Annotated in this window: 19 protein-coding genes; 5 read left to right on the forward strand and 14 right to left on the reverse strand. The window is 69.6% G+C overall.

Annotated features, from left to right (window positions below):
• Positions 1-5 precede the first annotated feature (5 nt).
• The 4 genes from ACV7NO_RS06430 to ACV7NO_RS06445 form a co-directional block, all read right to left on the reverse strand.
• Complete coding sequence (locus tag ACV7NO_RS06430; RefSeq protein ID WP_463405184.1) at positions 6-323, reverse strand: STAS domain-containing protein; 318 nt, start codon at positions 321-323, stop codon at positions 6-8.
• The gene (gene motA, locus ACV7NO_RS06435) at positions 298-1,182 is read right to left on the reverse strand and encodes a flagellar motor stator protein MotA (RefSeq protein WP_463405185.1); all 885 of its coding nucleotides are present in this window, start codon (positions 1,180-1,182) and stop codon (positions 298-300) included. Before motA ends, ACV7NO_RS06430 begins: the two co-directional genes overlap by 26 nt.
• 85 nt (positions 1,183-1,267) lie before the next feature.
• Positions 1,268-2,095, reverse strand: a complete 828-nt coding sequence (locus ACV7NO_RS06440) for a class I SAM-dependent methyltransferase (RefSeq protein WP_463405186.1) — start codon at positions 2,093-2,095, stop codon at positions 1,268-1,270.
• Positions 2,092-4,509 (reverse strand): HAD family hydrolase, encoded by a 2,418-nt coding sequence (locus ACV7NO_RS06445; protein WP_463405187.1) that lies wholly within the window; start codon positions 4,507-4,509, stop codon positions 2,092-2,094. The genes ACV7NO_RS06440 and ACV7NO_RS06445 overlap by 4 nt, the downstream gene beginning before the upstream one ends.
• Positions 4,510-4,632: 123 nt before the next feature.
• On the opposite strand from ACV7NO_RS06445, the gene ACV7NO_RS06450 reads away from it, so the two are divergent.
• Entirely contained in the window at positions 4,633-4,983 is a 351-nt protein-coding gene (locus tag ACV7NO_RS06450; protein WP_463405188.1) for a flagellar biosynthesis regulator FlaF, read from the forward strand.
• Positions 4,984-5,269: 286 nt separating this feature from the next.
• On the opposite strand, the gene ACV7NO_RS06455 is transcribed toward ACV7NO_RS06450, so the two are convergent.
• The 5 genes from ACV7NO_RS06455 to ACV7NO_RS06475 all read right to left on the reverse strand — a co-directional run bounded on the left by ACV7NO_RS06455 (position 5,270) and on the right by ACV7NO_RS06475 (position 10,698).
• Positions 5,270-6,673: a methyl-accepting chemotaxis protein gene (locus ACV7NO_RS06455; RefSeq protein ID WP_463405189.1), complete on the reverse strand. Its 1,404-nt coding sequence runs from the start codon at positions 6,671-6,673 to the stop codon at positions 5,270-5,272.
• A 171-nt stretch (positions 6,674-6,844) separates the two neighbouring features.
• Entirely contained in the window at positions 6,845-8,734 is a 1,890-nt protein-coding gene (locus ACV7NO_RS06460; RefSeq protein WP_463405190.1) for a methyl-accepting chemotaxis protein, read from the reverse strand.
• A 158-nt stretch (positions 8,735-8,892) separates the two neighbouring features.
• Positions 8,893-9,315, reverse strand: a complete 423-nt coding sequence (locus ACV7NO_RS06465; RefSeq protein WP_463405191.1) for a flagellar biosynthesis protein FlgN — start codon at positions 9,313-9,315, stop codon at positions 8,893-8,895.
• Positions 9,305-9,592, reverse strand: coding sequence for a rod-binding protein (locus tag ACV7NO_RS06470; protein ID WP_463405192.1), 288 nt, complete (start codon positions 9,590-9,592; stop codon positions 9,305-9,307). The genes ACV7NO_RS06465 and ACV7NO_RS06470 overlap by 11 nt, the downstream gene beginning before the upstream one ends.
• The gene (locus ACV7NO_RS06475) at positions 9,592-10,698 is read right to left on the reverse strand and encodes a flagellar basal body P-ring protein FlgI (protein ID WP_463405193.1); all 1,107 of its coding nucleotides are present in this window, start codon (positions 10,696-10,698) and stop codon (positions 9,592-9,594) included. The genes ACV7NO_RS06470 and ACV7NO_RS06475 overlap by 1 nt, the downstream gene beginning before the upstream one ends.
• A gap of 81 nt (positions 10,699-10,779) precedes the next feature.
• Here ACV7NO_RS06475 and ACV7NO_RS06480 point away from each other — a divergent pair, with 81 nt between their 5' ends.
• Entirely contained in the window at positions 10,780-11,202 is a 423-nt protein-coding gene (locus ACV7NO_RS06480) for a flagellar assembly protein FliX (protein WP_463405194.1), read from the forward strand.
• A gap of 137 nt (positions 11,203-11,339) precedes the next feature.
• On the opposite strand, the gene flhB is transcribed toward ACV7NO_RS06480, so the two are convergent.
• Genes flhB through flgC form a run of 5 tightly spaced genes read right to left on the reverse strand, consistent with a single transcriptional unit; the run spans position 11,340 to position 14,191 of the window.
• Positions 11,340-12,401, reverse strand: coding sequence for a flagellar biosynthesis protein FlhB (gene flhB, locus ACV7NO_RS06485; protein ID WP_463405195.1), 1,062 nt, complete (start codon positions 12,399-12,401; stop codon positions 11,340-11,342).
• Between the two features lie 19 nt (positions 12,402-12,420).
• Positions 12,421-13,173: a flagellar biosynthetic protein FliR gene (locus ACV7NO_RS06490; RefSeq protein WP_463405196.1), complete on the reverse strand. Its 753-nt coding sequence runs from the start codon at positions 13,171-13,173 to the stop codon at positions 12,421-12,423.
• Between the two features lie 4 nt (positions 13,174-13,177).
• Entirely contained in the window at positions 13,178-13,447 is a 270-nt protein-coding gene (gene fliQ, locus ACV7NO_RS06495) for a flagellar biosynthesis protein FliQ (protein ID WP_463405197.1), read from the reverse strand.
• Complete coding sequence (locus ACV7NO_RS06500; RefSeq protein WP_463405198.1) at positions 13,447-13,770, reverse strand: flagellar hook-basal body complex protein FliE; 324 nt, start codon at positions 13,768-13,770, stop codon at positions 13,447-13,449. Before ACV7NO_RS06500 ends, fliQ begins: the two co-directional genes overlap by 1 nt.
• 13 nt (positions 13,771-13,783) lie before the next feature.
• Positions 13,784-14,191 (reverse strand): flagellar basal body rod protein FlgC, encoded by a 408-nt coding sequence (flgC, locus tag ACV7NO_RS06505; protein ID WP_463405199.1) that lies wholly within the window; start codon positions 14,189-14,191, stop codon positions 13,784-13,786.
• Positions 14,192-14,312: 121 nt separating this feature from the next.
• Between flgC and ACV7NO_RS06510 the strand changes: the two genes are divergently transcribed.
• From ACV7NO_RS06510 to fliP, 3 genes are all read left to right on the forward strand, one after another.
• Positions 14,313-14,549, forward strand: a complete 237-nt coding sequence (locus ACV7NO_RS06510; protein WP_463407290.1) for a FliM/FliN family flagellar motor switch protein — start codon at positions 14,313-14,315, stop codon at positions 14,547-14,549.
• The gene (locus ACV7NO_RS06515; RefSeq protein WP_463405200.1) at positions 14,549-14,911 is read left to right on the forward strand and encodes a FliO/MopB family protein; all 363 of its coding nucleotides are present in this window, start codon (positions 14,549-14,551) and stop codon (positions 14,909-14,911) included. The genes ACV7NO_RS06510 and ACV7NO_RS06515 overlap by 1 nt, the downstream gene beginning before the upstream one ends.
• A 154-nt stretch (positions 14,912-15,065) precedes the next feature.
• On the forward strand, positions 15,066-15,821 hold the full coding sequence (gene fliP / locus ACV7NO_RS06520) for a flagellar type III secretion system pore protein FliP (RefSeq protein WP_463407291.1): 756 nt from the start codon (positions 15,066-15,068) through the stop codon (positions 15,819-15,821).
• The last annotated feature ends 97 nt before the right edge of the window (positions 15,822-15,918 follow it).

Below are 15,918 nucleotides of genomic sequence, written 5' to 3' on the forward strand. Positions count from 1 at the left end.
GGATGTCAGCCTTTCGCGAATTCTAGGCCGAGCGGGTCGGCGAGACGGCAGCCGGCGACGCGTTCGACGAACGCCGCGCTGGGATCGAGGATGGCGAAGCGGTGGCCGGTGGCGTCGGCCTCGCGCCGTGCCGCGACGAGCAGCTGGAGCACCGCCTGGCCGACGCTTTCGACCGCGGAGGCGTCGACCTCCATCGCGCCGTCGAAATCGGCGGCGAGGACGAGGCGGACGCGAATGTCCTCCGCTGTGACGGTGGAGCAGTGCGCGGGCAGCCGGACCGTACGGTCCTGGACGGCGTCAGGCGGGGAGGGCGTTGAGATCATTTTTGGCCTCTTCGAGTGCGGTCTCGAGTTGCTGGAAGGACGGCGCCTTGGACGACGGGGTGATGCGCCGGGCGATCTCGATCGCGACCTGGGTCGCCATGCCCTGGGCATGGGCGACGATCGCGGTCTTCACGATCATGAAGGGCTTGGAATCGAGGTCGATCGTCTCGTTCAGCTTGGCGGCGAGCGGGCCGACCAGGCAGTAGGCGAGCAGCACGCCCATGAACGTGCCGACCAGCGCGCCGCCGATCATCGCGCCGAGCACTTCGGTCGGCTGGTCGATCGAGCCCATCGTCTTGATGACGCCGAGCACCGCGGCGACGATGCCGATCGCGGGCAATCCGTCCGCCATCTGCTGGAGCGCGTGCTGCGGCGCGAGCTCCTCGTGGTGGTGCTTCTCGATATCGTTGTCCATCGCCTCGGCGATCTGGTGCGGATCCTCGAAGCTCATCGTCATCATGCGCAGATAGTCGCAGATGAAATCGCTGAGGTGATGGTCCGCGAGCAGCCGGGGGTAGCGCGAGAAGATCGGGCTCTCCTTGGGCGCGTCCAGATGCGGTTCGATCGCGGTGGCGCCGCCCTTCTTGAAGGTGGACAGCAGCTGGAACAGCAGCGCGAGGAGGTCGCGATAGTCGCTGTCCTTCCACCGCGGGCTCTTGAACGCGCGGACCAGTCCCTTGCCCGCCAGCTTGACCGTCGGCATCGAGTTGGAGACGACGAACGCGCCGATCGCGGCGCCCCCGATCGCCATCAGCTCGTGCGGCAGCGCGTGCATGATGATGTCCATCTTCCCGCCGCCCATGATGAAGCTGCCGAAGACGCATCCCAGGATGATGATGAAGCCGACGGCGTTCAGCATGATGGTCGACCGATGCCTTTCGATGGGAGGAAGATGGTTATCGTCTTATAGGATGCGGTGGCGGGGCGCGGTCGGGAGCGGGCGGTTAATGACGCCGGCCGCCCGCTGCGGCGCAGTCCTGCAGGTCGATCACCGCGAGGTAGTTGCGCAGGCGGTTCTCCTCGACGCGTGCGAGGACGGCGTTGTCGTGGAGTGGGTGGAGCAGTGCCGCGACGTCCGCGCTCCACGGCTCATCGGCCGCGAAGATCACGCCGAGGCCGAACACCGCGGGGATATAGGCGAAGGCGAGCGCCTCGCCCACCGCGCGGCGAGCCTCGAGAAAATCCTCGATCGCGGTGAGCACGCCGTTGCGCGGGCCGCCGGCGGCGAGCGCGAACGCGAAATGCCCCTCGCCGCGGAACCCGCGGCCGATCGTCGCGCCGTCGTCGTCGAGCGTGACGCCGGCGTCGTGGCTGTAGGGCTGGCGCCACTCGGGCGGGATTCGCTCCGGCGCATAATACATGTCGCGGCGCGCGCACGGCCAGGCGACGTCGTGGAGGAAGGCGAGCATCGGCTTGCCGTCGCGGCGCGACAGTTCGCCCACGAGCGCCAGTTCGTGGAATACCGTGAAGTAGTTGTGGTCGCCGTCGATCACCCAGGCGTCGACACCGGCGAGCGTCGGCATCGCCTCAAGGCTGGGCTGCGCGACGTGGCGGACATGCGGATTGGCAGCGACCCAGTCCGTGAAGGCGGGGCGCGGAGTCGGATCGATGCTGGTCAGCCGTCCCCCCACGCCGGCGGCGTGGCCCGCCAGCACGGTCGACATGCCGCCATGCTCCGCGCCGATCTCGACGATTTCGCGCGCGCCGGCGTGGGTGAGGCAGGGCAGGATCAGTTCCGCGAACTCCGCCATCGAATGGATCAGCAGCGTCATGCGGTCAGCTCCGACAGGGCGGTGGCGGGTGCGGGGGGCGCGTCGTTCGCGGGCTCGCGCGCGGCGATCGGGCGGAAGACGACGGTGAGCATCATCGGCACGCCCGCCATCGCGGGATCGGGGGCGGGCGGGGGCACCATCAGGAACGCGTCCGCGCCGTGGCACTGGAACAGATGCGGCGCGACCTGGGTGAGCCCCTCGCACGAGGGCCGCGCGGCGCGGGCGACCCGATCGGTGACGGCGTCGCCTGCGCAGAAGGCGGCGACCGGCACGAACTGCGCGGACTCGATCTGGACCCAGTCGTAGAGCTGGCCGAACTGAAGCCCGACGGTGTAGCGCCCGTCCGCGACCGGGATCGCGGCGACGTGATAGCCGTCATGCGTCGGGGTCGCGGCGATGGTATCGGCGAAGGCGGTCGCGCCATCGGCGACCAGCACCGGTAGCGCGATCGAGGCGTCGCAGAAGTCGGCGTAGTTCAGGTCGAGCGCGAAGCGACGCTGCGCGAGCAAGGCGAGGCTGGTCGGCAGGCCCTGGCCGCGCAGCTCGGCGGGCAGGAACATCCGCTTCGCGCCCTTGAGATAGAACAGCCCGCGCTCGCGCAGCCCGCGCGTGGCGGCATCCGCGTCGAACAGCGCGACGGTGTCGTCGGTGCCGAGGTTCGCGTCGTGCGCGAACGTCGCGATCTGCGCGAGTTCGGTGGGGAGGGGAAGGAACAGGAAGCGCGCGAGCGCCGCCGCCGCGCCGCGCCGTGCGGTCTCGTCGCGGCGCGGATCGGCGACGCGGACGGTGGCGGCGCCGACGCCGCGCGCGAAGGCGAGGCAGCCGCGCTGGATCCGGTCGCGGATCGCGGACTGCGCGCCCTTGATCCCGGCAGCGGAACGGACGGGCACGGCATCGGCATAATCGACGACCGACCCCTGCGAGACGGTGCAGAGCTGCTCGACGACCGCGACGGTGCCGAGCAGCGCGGCGAGCGCGGGGGGATCGAGCGTACGCGCATCGAGCATCCCGCGCTTATCGAGCGCACCGGGCAGGTCCTCCGACAGGATCAGGTAGCGGCCCGCCACCGACACGCTGAAGCGCGCCTCCAGCAGGGCTGCGACATGCGTCTGGACGGTGCCGTTGTAGCCGAGATCGACCAGCATCAGCGTATCGTCGGGGGCGGGGTCGACCACCGTGCGCAGGTACGCGACGAGCCGGTCGGCATAGGCGCGCCCGCGCGCCACGATCCGTTCGACCTGCGCCGGGGTGCGGACCGCGTCGGCGAGCGCGAGGGCGGGATCGGCGGCGGTCGCGGTTTCGGCGAGGAGCGCGGCGGCTTCCGCGTCGGTCAGGAGCAGCTGGCGCAGGAAGGTCATGCCCGATCCCTCGCCGATCTCGCGCTGGACGAAGCGGTCGATCGCGGCGGCGTCGGTCAGGCTGGCGGCGACCGCGGCGAAGCGGCTGATCTCGACGTCCGCGGACGTGTGCCCGGGCGCGACCTCGGCGAAGACGCGGGCGGGGAGGAAGCCGTCGCGCATCAGGAACAGCGGGTGGACACGCCCGCCGCGCATCGCCGCGAGCGCCTGCGTCTCGTCCGCCAGCCAGCGTGCGAAGGGCGCGAGGATGGGTCCGAGCACGGCGAAGCCGAGCGCTTCGGCCGGGTCCGCGATCGCGGGCTCGCCGATCGCGAGCGCGGCGCGGTGCGGCTGGAACGCCGGGCCGCCCGCGAACAGCATCGCGCCCGCCGCGGCCTCGAGCCGGAGCCGCTGGACGGCCGCGTCGCCGAACTGGACGAGGTGGAGCGCGCGGACGCCGTAGCGCTTGGCCGCGGCGAGGTCGGCGCGCGGGTTGTCGCCGATATGGAGGACCTGGCTTGCGGCCACGCGCATTTCGGCGAGCATGTCTGCGAACAGGCCTTCGCCCTTCGATCGGCGATGCTCGGACGAACAGACGATCGCGTCGATCATGTCGGCGACCGCATCGCCCGCGGCGGCGCGGATCAGCGCGGCGAGCTGGTCGTGCTCCAGATAGGTGTCGCTGACGATGACGACGCGCAGGCCGCGCGCCTTGGCGGCGCGGATCAGCGCGACGGTGGGGGCGAAGGCGTGGCAGTGCGCGGCCTCGACCGCGAGTTCGTAGGCGACATAGGCTTCGCGCACTGTCGCATCGACGGCTGGCAGCATCGCGGCATAGATCTCGTGCAGCGTCACCTCGCCCGTCGCATGGCCCGCGAGCAGCCGCGCCTTGCGCGCCGCGACCTCGCCGCGGATCCGCTGTTCGGGGGTGATGCCGTCGAGCAGCGCGAACAGGTCCGCGGGCGCATGCGTGTCGCGCCACAGCAGCGTGTCGAAACAGTCGAGCGACAGCAGGCGAGTGCGGGGCGCGCGATCGAGCGCGCGGGGAAGATCGGAAGGCAGGATCGTGTCGGGCATCGAAGGGCCGCTCCAGCGCGGGGGAGTCCCGTGGCGGGACATGGCCATCTTATAGGACGCGCGCACGCCCGGCGGCCGCGAGGCCGTCCTAAGATAGGGCGATCCATGTCTAAGGAATCTGCGATGTCGCTGACCGCGTACCATCGCGCCCGGACCCTCGTGGAGGATCCGCGCGCCACCGAATGCCGCCTGATGCGGCAGATTACCGGCGAGATGATCGCCGCACGCGATGCGGGGCTGAGCGGCGTGCCGCTGACCCCGGTGCTGTTCCGCAACCGCGAGGTGTGGACCGCGTTCGCCTCCGCGTGTGCCGCGCGCGGTAACCGCCTGCCCGATGCGCTGCGCGCGTCGATCGTGTCGCTGGGGATGTGGGTCGATCGCTACACCAGCGACGTCGCTGCGGGGCGCGACGAGATCGACGCGCTGATCGAGGTGAACCGCTCGATCATCGAGGGGCTCGAATCTCGGAACTGACCGGCCCGCGTTCCGGTCGCGCGAAAAGGCCCGCCGCCCCGGATATGGGGCGGCGGGCCTTTTCGCGTGCGGAGGGAAGGGCGGTGTGTTTTTGGGATGGATCCCCACCTGGCTTATCACGTCACCCCGGCGGCAGGGAAAAAGCGGGACCCCGGATCAAGTCCGGGGTGACGGTGGTGTTGGTTGGGAGCTTGGCCTCCGAACGTCGATGGCGCGCGAGACCCGCGGGGGTCGCGCGCGCCATCGACGTTGGGTCGCGGGGCGGCGGACCGCCCCGCAGCCTTGGTCAGAAGGCGTTCCAGTCGTCGTCGGCGCCCGCGCGGACCAGCACGGGAATCGCAGCTGCGGGCAGCGGCTTGACCGGCGATTTGTAGCCGCGCGCCTCGATCCGCGGCGTCGCGCGTGCAGCGGGGCGGGTGGTGGCGCCGGTGTTGAACTTCGCGGCCTGGTCCGCGAGGCCGGTGACCTCGCCCGCCAGGTTGCGCGCTGCGGCGGAGGTCTGTTCGACCATCGCGGCGTTCTGCTGGGTCGACTGGTCCATGCTGCCGATCGCGGCGGATACCTGCGTGATCGCGGCGGATTGCGCCTGGTTGTCCGCGGCCATCGTCGCGAGCAGCTCGTGGACCTGTCCGACGTCGCCCGAGATGTTCGACAGCGCGGCGTCGACCTTCTGCACCGCCTCGACCGCGGTGACGATGTCGGTTTGCGTCACGGTCAGCTGGTCGCGGGCGCGCTTGGCCTCTTCCTCGGCGCGCATCGCGAGCGCGGAGACGAGATCGGCGACGACCGCGAAGCCACGGCCCGCATCGCCCGCACGTCCGGCCTCGACTGCGGCGTTCATCGCGAGCACGCGCGTCTGGAACGCGATCTTGTCGAGCCCCTCGATCACCGAGTCGATGCCCTTGGCGCTTTCGGAGACGCGGCCCATCGCCTGGACCGCCTCGTCGGCGACCGCGCGGCCACCACCGACGGTGGCGATCGCCTGGTCGGCGCGCTCGACGGTGCGGGTCGCGGCGCCGGCGCTGGCACGCAGGCGGCCGTCCATCTGGGTGATCGAGGCCGCGGTCTCCTCGAGCGAGGCGGCGTTGCTCTCGGTCCGGCGGGCCAGATCCTCGGAGGCCTGTGCGATCTCGCCCGATCCGGTGCGGATCGCGGCAGCGCTTTCGGCGACCGAGCTGATGAGGCCGCGCAGATTGTCGAGCGCGTCGTTGAAGTTCGCCTTCAGCGCGACATACTCGCCGGGGAATTCGGCCTGGATCATCGCGGTCAGGTCACCTTCGGACAACCGCGACAGGTGGCGGTTCATCGTCTCGACGATCATCGCCTGCGCCTCCGCGCTCTTGCGCTCGGCGACGATGTTCTCGCGGAACGCGAACATCGCCTTCGTCATCCGGCCGACGCAGTCGGCATAGTCGACGAACTTGATCTCGCTGTCGGTGTCGCCCGCGGCCAGCGCTTCCATGCGCACGACGGTGGTGACATAGGGTCCTGCGATCGCCTCACGCATCCTGAGGCCGAGCAGCGCGGCGACCGCGACGATGACGGCGCTGATGCCCAGCCCGAGCAGCGGTCCGCCGAGCATGGTGCCGATCGCCTGGGTCAGCGCGGCGGTCGCGACGAGGCCGGTCATAGTCCCGAAGGCGACGAGCGTCTTCAAACGTATCGGTGCGACTTCGGTAAACCACTTCATTTCGCGTCTCCAATGTTGATGAAATCCAATGTGGACGAAAACAATTATAGGAAGCGCTGGAATCGGCAGTTCGGCGGGAAGCCTGTTGTAAGGAAAACAGCGCTATGAACGGGTGCCGCCCGGGCGGGCATGCGCGGCGGACCGCGCATACCCGCCCGGGCGGGCGTCAGATCAGAAGGCGTTCCAGTCGTCGCTGCGCACCAGCGCGCTGACCGCGGCGGCAGGCAGTGGCTTGACCGGCGAGGCGTAGCTCCATGCGTCGGCACCGGATGCGCCGGCCGGCGACGCCGCCGGTTTCGCGATGCGGTCAGGACGGCTAGGCGCGCCGCCGCCAGTATTGAACCGTGCGGCCTGATCCGCAAGGCCGGTGACCTCGCCCGCCAGGTTGCGCGCGGCGGCCGAGGTTTCCTCGACCATCGCGGCGTTCTGCTGCGTCGCCTGGTCCATGCTGCCGATCGCGGCCGAGATCTGCGTGATCGCGGCGGACTGCGCCTGGTTGTCCGCGGCCATCGTCGCGAGCAACTCGTGGACCTGCCCGACGTCGCCCGAGATATCGGCGAGCGCCCCGTCGACCTTGGTGACGGCGTCGACTGCGGTGACGATGTCGGTCTGGGTCACGGTCAGCTGGTCGCGGGCGCGCTTGGCCTCTTCCTCGGCACGCATCGCAAGCGCGGAGACGAGATCGGCGACGACCGCGAAGCCACGGCCCGCATCGCCCGCACGCCCGGCCTCGACTGCGGCGTTCATCGCGAGCACGCGCGTCTGGAACGCGATCTTGTCGAGGCCCTCGATGACGCTGTCGATGCCCTTGGCGCTTTCGGAGACGCGGCCCATCGCCTGGACCGCCTCGTCGGCGACCGCACGGCCACCACCGACGGTGGCGATCGCCTGGTCGGCACGCTCGACGGTGCGTGCAGCAGCGCCGGCGCTGGCGCGAAGACGGCCGTCCATCTGCGTGACCGATGCGGCGGTCTCCTCGAGCGAGGCGGCGTTGCTCTCGGTCCGGCGCGCCAGGTCCTCGGAAGCCTGTGCGATCTCGCCCGATCCGGTGCGGATCGTCGCGGCGCTTTCGGCGACCGAGCCGATCAGATCGCGCAGCTTGGCCAGCGCTTCGTTGAAGTTCGCCTTCAGCGCGGCATACTCACCGGGGAAGTCGGCGTTGATCGCGGACGTCAGGTCGCCTTCCGACAATTCGGACAGGTGCTTTGCGACGGTGTCGACGACCAGCTTCTGCTCGGCATCCGCGCGGGCCTTCGCCTTGTCCGCGGCATCCTTGGCGATGCCGTTCTCCCGGAACACGCGCACGGCCTTCGCCATTGCGCCGACTTCGTCGCCACGCTCGGTTCCCTCGACATCCTTGGCATAGTCGCCCGCGGCGATCTCTCGCATCTGGGTCTGCAGGCGACCGAGCGGCCCCGTGATCCCGACGCGCGTCACGATCATCGCCAGACCGACGCCGCCGATCACGCCGACCAGCCCGAGCACCAGCATCGTCAGCGACGTGGAGTTCGCACCATCGGTCAGAGATTGCGACGTCTTTGCGGCTTCTGCCATGCGGGCGTCGGTCAACGTCTTGATGCTGTCGCTGAACTTGATCGACAAGGGATCGCCCTGTCCAAGGATACGCGTGGCCTCGACCTTCTTGTCCTGGAGTCCCAGGTTGCCGCCCTCTCTCACCAGTCCATAGATTGCCGCAGCATCGCGCGCGATCTCGTTGACCTTCGGGGTAAAGGACGGCTCCTCCTTCTTCATCTGATCGAACAATTCGACGGCGGAGCGATATTTCTCATCGATGGCCTTCGAGGCATCCTTTGCCTCGCTGGAGGCGCCGGGATAGGCGATCGTACGATAGCCGGCATAGACCAACGAGCCCATGCGCGCATTGGCGCGGGCCAGACGGGTCGTGTTCGGCAGGTCGGTCGTCACGAGCCCCGAATAGGTATGATTGACCTCCTTGATAGCATCGGAGCCCTTCCATGCGATAAACACGGTCACCATGCCGAGGATGAGGAGCAACGATACGATCTTTATTGATACCTTCATGTTATCGAGCAGTTTCATATTTGTGTTCCATTGCCTGAGAGTTGACGGTATTTTGAAATGAGCGTGTCAGGTCCAGGAAACGGATCACACCTCTGCTCAGTCATAAGTATAGGACGGCAAAGTATTTTCGGTAGCGAATTTGTAATTTTCGTTATCCACGATGCGTGCTGTCGCCGTCAGAGCCGGCTGTTGATCGAGACGGGCGACGCCATCCGCGTCGCCTTGAGCGTGCCCTGCACGCCGTAGACGGCACTGCGCGCGCCGCTGAGCCGTTGCGCCTCGCCGAGCACCGCGCCGATCAGTTCGTCGCACAGCGCGATGCGGCGCTCGAGCAGGCGCGCGTTGACCTCCAGCCGGCGGACCAGCACGCCGGTCGCCTCCGCCAGCGTCGCGCGCTCCTCCGGCGGCAGCGCGGCGGCCCAGCCGGGCGCAACGCGATCGAGCCGCGCCGCCTCCGCCTCGATCATCCCGACCAGGCGGACCTTGGCGACGACGAGCTCGGGCAGGTCGGGATGGTGGACCGGCATCGTCAGCCGGTCGTTCTCCTCGTCGATCACGCGGCCGAGCGAGACGACCGCGTCGATGAATTCAAGCGACATCGCGCGCGCCTCCCTGCAAGCGGATGATCTCGTCGAGGACGCGCGGGGCGAGGCCGATGCCGCCGGCACGCACGATCTGCGTGCCGAGCTGTTCGGCGAGCACGCCGCGGAACATCTCCTCGCCGTGGCCCCCGCCGAAATCGCCCGAGACCTGCGCGGTTTCCATCATCAGCTTCGTCATCTGGCCGACGAAGGTCGCCTCGAACGCCTGCGCGGTCTTCTTCGCGGGATCGGGCGCGGCGGGCGCGACGGACGGGGATAGAGGGGCGATCGCCATCACTGCACCTCGATCTCGGCCTGGAGCGCGCCCGCGCGCTTGACCGCCTGGAGGATCGTGATGAGATCGCGCGGGGAGACGCCCAGCGTGTTGAGCCCGCCGACCAGCGACTTGAGCGAGGCGCCGTCGCCCACCATCGCGAGCGAGGCGCCGCCGCCGTCGTCGACCTTCAGGCTGGTGCGCGGCAGGATCGCGGTCTGCCCCTGGGAGAAGGGCGCGGGTTGCGAGGCGACGGGGGCCTCGCTGACGCTGATCGTCAGGCCCCCCTGCGCGATCGCGACCGGGCTGACGCGTACGTCGGCGCCCATCACCACGGTTCCGGAGGCTTCGTTGATGACGATCCTGGCGGGCTGATCGACGTCGACGGGCAGCGTCTCGATCTCGCCGAGCAGGTCGACGACGTCGCCCGAAAAGCCGGTGCCGGGGGCGATGCGGACGGTGCCGGGATCCATCACGCTGGCGGTGCCCGCGAAGCGCGCGTTGATCGCGGCGGCGATGTGGCGCGCGGTGGCGAAATCGGGGTTCTTGAGCGCGAGCTTGAGGCTGGTCGCGGAGCGGAGCACGAACGGCACCTCGCGCTCGACGATCGCGCCGCCCGCGATCCGCGCCGAGGTGGCGACGCCGCGGCTGACGCTGGCGCCCGCGCCCTGCGCCTTGAAGCCGGAAACCGCGACCGGCCCCTGCGCGACGGCGTAGATCTCGCCATCGAGCGCACGCAACGACGATACCAGCAGCATGCCGCCCTGGAGGCTGGTCGAATCGCCCAGCGCGGAGACCTGGACGTCGATCGTCGAGCCGGCGCGCGCGAAGGCGGGCATCGTCGCGGTGACCGAGACCGCGGCGACGTTGGCGGGCTTCATCTGGACGTCGCGGACGTTGACGCCCATCCGCTCGAGCATCGCCTGGAGCGACTCCTCGGTGAACGGCGAATTGCGCGTGCGGTCCCCGGTGCCGGCGAGGCCGACGACGAGCCCGTAGCCGACGAGCTGGTTGGTGCGGACGTTCTCGACATCGACGATGTCCTTCACGCGCTGTCCCGCCTGTGCCGCGGTGGCGGTGGACGCCAGTACCGCGATCGACGCGAGGAAAAGCCGGATTCGAGACATGGACGAGCGATCCCCTCGTGTTGGACGATGCTGTCGTTATAGGATAGAAGACGCCCCAACCCCGGACGGGAGGGCGATTTTATGCGGATCGACGGCGGCGTGCCGATGCTGCGCCAGACGCTGGCGAGCGTGCTGGCCGATGTCGCGGGAAACGCAGCGGGCTTCCGCGCCGAGGGCGAGACGGGCGCGGTGGCGGCCCCGGCTCAGGTCGCCGCGACGCCCTCCGTCGCGACATCGGTGCAGATGCTGGTGGCGCTCGCCGCGGTCGATCCGGTGGCGGAGCGGCGGCGGCGCGACGCGGTGCAGGCGGACAGGGGGCTGACGCTGCTGGAACGGCTGCGCGATGCCATGGCGGCGGGGCGTGTGTCGCCGGGCGACATCGCCGAGATGCGCGCGTGGGTCGAGGGATTCGCGGTCCCCGAGGATCCGGTGCTCGGGCCGATCGCGCGCGAGATCGAACTGCGGGTGCGGGTGGAGCTGGCGCGGTACGACGTGTCGGCTTGAGGGCCGCGATATCGCACGATGCCATACCCCGGCGTAGGCCGGGGTCCAGTCTCGGCGCAACGCGCCGAATGCGCTGCCGCGCATGTCTTGGTGGGGCTGGGCCCCGGCCTGCGCCGGGGTACTGTCAGCGGCCTGCGCTACCGCCCCTTCTTCGCCAGCCGGAGGACGTAGCCGATAACCTCGGCGACCGCCGCGAAATGCTCGGTCGGGATCGCGTGGTCGATCTCGACCGCGGCGTGGAGCGCGCGGGCGAGCGGGCGGTTCTCGACGATCGGCACGCCCGCCGCGGTCGCGATCTCGCGGATCTTCAGCGCGACCGCGTCGACGCCCTTGGCGACCACCACCGGCGCGCCCATCCGGCCGTGATCGTATTTGAGCGCGACGGCATAGTGCGTCGGATTGGTGATGACGACGCTCGCCTCGGGCACCGCGGCCATCATCCGGCGGCGCGAGCGCTGCATCGCAATCTGGCGGATCTTGCCCTTGATCTTGGGATCGCCCTCGCTGTCCTTGTGCTCGTCCTTCACTTCCTGGAGCGACATCTTCATCTTCGCGGTCCAGCTGTGGCGCTGGTAGATATAGTCGGCGGCGGCGATCGCGACGACGGGCACCGCCACCGCCTTGACGAGCAGCACGACCAGCCCGCCCGCCGCCTTGCCGACCATCGCGGGATCGGCACCGACCAGCGTGTCGAGCGCGGTCGCGTGCGGCCACAGCACCCACGCCGCGACGCCGACGACGACCGCGAGCTTGGCGAGCGTCTTGGCGAACTCGACGAAGGCGCGCTTGCCGAACAGCCGCTTCATGCCGCCGACCGGCGAGAGCTTGCTCCATTTGGGCGCGACGCGCGACCAGACGACCGAAGGGCGGCCCTGCACCAGGCCCCCGAGCAGCGCGAAGGCGACGAGCGACGCGAACAGCGGCGCGAAGATCAGGCCGAGCTCGCCGATCAGTCCGCTCGCGATCGCCTGCGCGCCGTCGGGGGCGAGTGTGAAATCCTGCGCGTCGCCCCATAGCCGGACGAGCATCGTGCCGAGCCGCGCAAAAGCGTGGATCCCGGTCGCGCCGATGACGACCAGCAGCCCGCCGAATGCGGCGGCGTGGCGCATCTCGGGCGCGCTCGGCACGTCGCCCTTGCGCCGCGCATCGTCGATGCGCTTCTGCGTGGGGGCGAAGGTCTTCTGGTCCTTGTCCGCCATCTAGGGGTTCGCCACCGATCTAGCTCCAGATCGCCGCGGCCCACGCGACCATGCGGTCCGCGAACAGCGTGAGCATCGCGCCCGCCATCGCGGCGGTGAGCCCCAGCCCGAAGACGATGCCGAGCGGCTGCGCGACGAAGAAGACCTGCACCGCCGGCGCGAGCCGTGCGGACAGGCCGAGCGCGACGTTGAAGACGATGCCGTAGACGATCATCGGCGCGGCCAGCGACACCGCGAGCGACAGCGACCGCCCCGCGGTGGCGATCGCGAGCGTCGCGAAATCGCCCGCCGGCGGCAACCCGCCGACCGGGAAGGCGGCGTAGGAGCGCACGATCGCGCCGATCCACTGGTGGTGGACGAGCAGCGCCATGCACATGACGGCGGCGGCGGTGCCGACCAGCTTCGACACGACGGTCGCCTGTCCGCCCTGCGAGGGATCGGCGACGAGCGCGGAGGTGAGCCCGATCTGGAGCGAGACGATCGACCCCGCGGTCGCCATCGCGAGGAACATGATCCGCACCAGCGCGCCGAGCGCGAGGCCCGTGACGGTTTCCGCGACGAGATGGAAGGGCAGCGCGGCGGCGTCGCGCGCGGCCGGGAGCACCGCGGGCGAGAGCAGACCCCACAGCCCCGCGGTCATCGCCAGCGCGATCATCAGCCGGATGCGTCCGGGGATCGCATCCTCCGAGAACACGGGCAGCACCATCAGCACCGCGCCGACGCGTGCGAACATCAGCAGGAAGGCGGTCGCCTCGACCGGGAGCGTCTCCATCGCGTCAGGTCGAGCGATGGACGATGCGGTCGCTCAGCAGCGCGGTGAAGTCGCCCAGCGCATGCCCCATCATCGGCAGCGTCAGCAGCAGCACGACGCCCATCGCGGCGAGTTTCGGCACGAAGGTGAGCGTCTGTTCCTGGATCTGCGTCAGCGCCTGGAACAGGCTGACCGCGATGCCGACCACGAGCGAGGTGAGCAGCAGCGGTCCGCAGACCGTCAGCACCACCATCAGCGCGGCGCGGGTGAGGAGGATGACGTCTTGCGGAGTCATCAGATCTGCATGCGCATGATGTCGGAATAGGCGCTGACCATCCGGTCGCGCACCGCGACGACGGTATCGAGCGCGGTTTCCGCCGCGCCCATCGCGGTGACGACATCGATCAGGTCGCCCTTGCCCGCCACCTGCTTCGCGCTGGCGGCCTCCGCGGTGCGCATCGAGGTGGCGGCATCGCCGACCATCGACTGGACCATGCTGCCGAACCCGCCCGCGGCGCCGGCCGGCGAGGGGAGTTTCGCCGGGGTGCCCGCGAGCCCCCGGCCGATGGAGATGGCGCGGCCATAGGCGTTGGCCGCATCGAGCGATCCGATCGACATGGGTTGCGTGTCCTTACTTCAGGAGGTCTACGGTGCGCATCGTCAGGCCCTTGGCGGCCTCGATCGCGCTGAGATTGGCTTCGTAGGAGCGCTGTGCGGCCTTCATGTCGGCGGCCTCGATCAGCGGGTTGACGTTGGGGGTGAGGACATAGCCGTTCGCGTCCGCCGCCGGGCTGCCCGGCTGGTAGCTGCGCGTGAAGGCGCCCTTGTCGCTCTCGATCCCGCGCACCTTGACGCCGGTGGTGCCGGTCGCCCGGTCCACCTCCGCGCCGAAACTGGCGACGCGACGGCGATAGGGATCGCCGCCGGGGGTCTTCGCGACGGAGTCCGCGTTCGCCAGGTTCTCCGCGATGATCCGCATCCTCAGCGACTGCGCGCGAAGCCCGCTCGCCGAGACGCGGACCGAGTCGATCAGGTCCATCACCGGTCTCCCGGGGCGCCACCGCGGCACCCGTCCCAGCAATGATAGGCAAAAATTGCCGCCCCCGGTCGGGACCCGGCAACTCTTTCCTATGATGAGCCTCGAAGGAGCGCTGCGCATCATGTCCGCCGTGGAAGACATCACCATCGACCTGTCGATCGTCCTGGGATCGGCGAGGCTCCCGATCCGCCAGATCCTGCGCATGGGGCGCGGCGCGATGATCGCGCTCGACACCGGGCACGACGATCCGACGCTCGTCTACGTCAACGGCAAGCTCGTCGCGAAGGGCCGCGTGCTCGTCGCGGACGAGCATATGTCGATCGAGGTGACCGAAGTCGTCCGGCGGGAGGGGCACTGATGGACATGATCGCGCTGCTGCGCACGCTGGGCGGGCTGGGCATCGTGCTCGGCGTACTCGCCACCGCGCTGTGGATCGTCCGTCGCTATGACATCGCGCTGCCCGGGCGCGTTGCGGCGACGGCGCGCGGGCGGCGGCGGGTGGAGCTCGTCGAGCGGGTGCAGATCGACCAGCGCCGCTCGGTCGTGCTGCTGCGCCGCGACGATCGCGAGCATCTGTTCGTGCTGACCCCCGAGCGGGCGACCGTGCTCGAGACCCGGATCCTGCGCGCGGAGGAAGAGGCCGATGCGGAGGACGCCCGGATCGCGATGCGCGAGATGGTGCTGTGCCCGCAGCTCGAGGGGGAATGGTATGCGGCGTGATCCGACCTGCCGCGTCCTCGTGACGCCCCCCTTCCGTTCGTTTCGAGCGAAGTCGAGAAACGCGATCCGGGCGCGACGCTTCTCGACTACGCTCGAAGCGAACGGGGGGCGGGAGGATCGCCTTGGCCGCATGATCCCGGTCGTGGCGGCGCTGATGCTGACGCTGGTGCTGATCCTCATGCCCGGTATCGCGCACGCCGCGGTCGCCAACGCCGCCGCGCCGGCCGCACCGTCGGTGGCGGGGGCCGCTACGGGCACGCTCGCGACGCTGGGGGCGACGACGCTGTCGGGGCGGGCGATCCAGCTGGTCCTGATGCTGACGGTGCTGAGCCTCGCGCCCGGCATCCTGATGACGGTGACGTCGTTCACCCGGATCGTCGTCGCGCTGTCGCTGCTGCGCAGCGGGCTGGGCGCGCAGGGGGTGCCGCCCAATCCGGTCATCATCAGCCTGGCGCTGTTCCTGTCGTTCTTCGTGATGGCGCCAACGTTCGACGCGGCGTGGACGCAAGGGGTGAAGCCCTATTCCGCCGGACAGGTGACCGAGGCCGTCGCATTCGAGCGCACCGCCGAGCCGTTCCGCAAGTTCATGCTGGGGCAGGTGCGCGACGACGACCTGAGGCTGTTCAACGGCCTTGCGAAGACGCCGTCGGTGCCGCGCGCGCAGACGAAGCTGGCGACGCTGATGCCCGCCTTCATGATCTCCGAACTGCGCCGCGCGTTCGAGATCGGCTTCCTCCTGCTGCTGCCGTTCCTGGTCATCGACCTGGCGGTGGCGGCGGTGCTGATGGCGATGGGCATGATGATGCTGCCGCCGCCGACGATATCGCTGCCGTGCAAGATTATTTTCTTCGTGCTGGTCGACGGCTGGGCGCTGGTCGCGGGGTCGCTCGTCAAGAGCTTCGGGACGTGACGACTCCGTGCGTCACCCTGACGAAAGCCGGGGTTTCGTGCGGTTGAAGCGATGCGCGTGCCGAGGGCGATCCCAGCTTTCGCTGGGATGACGTCGT

The sequence above is a fragment of the Sphingomonas sp. Ell38C01 genome (assembly GCF_055231975.1).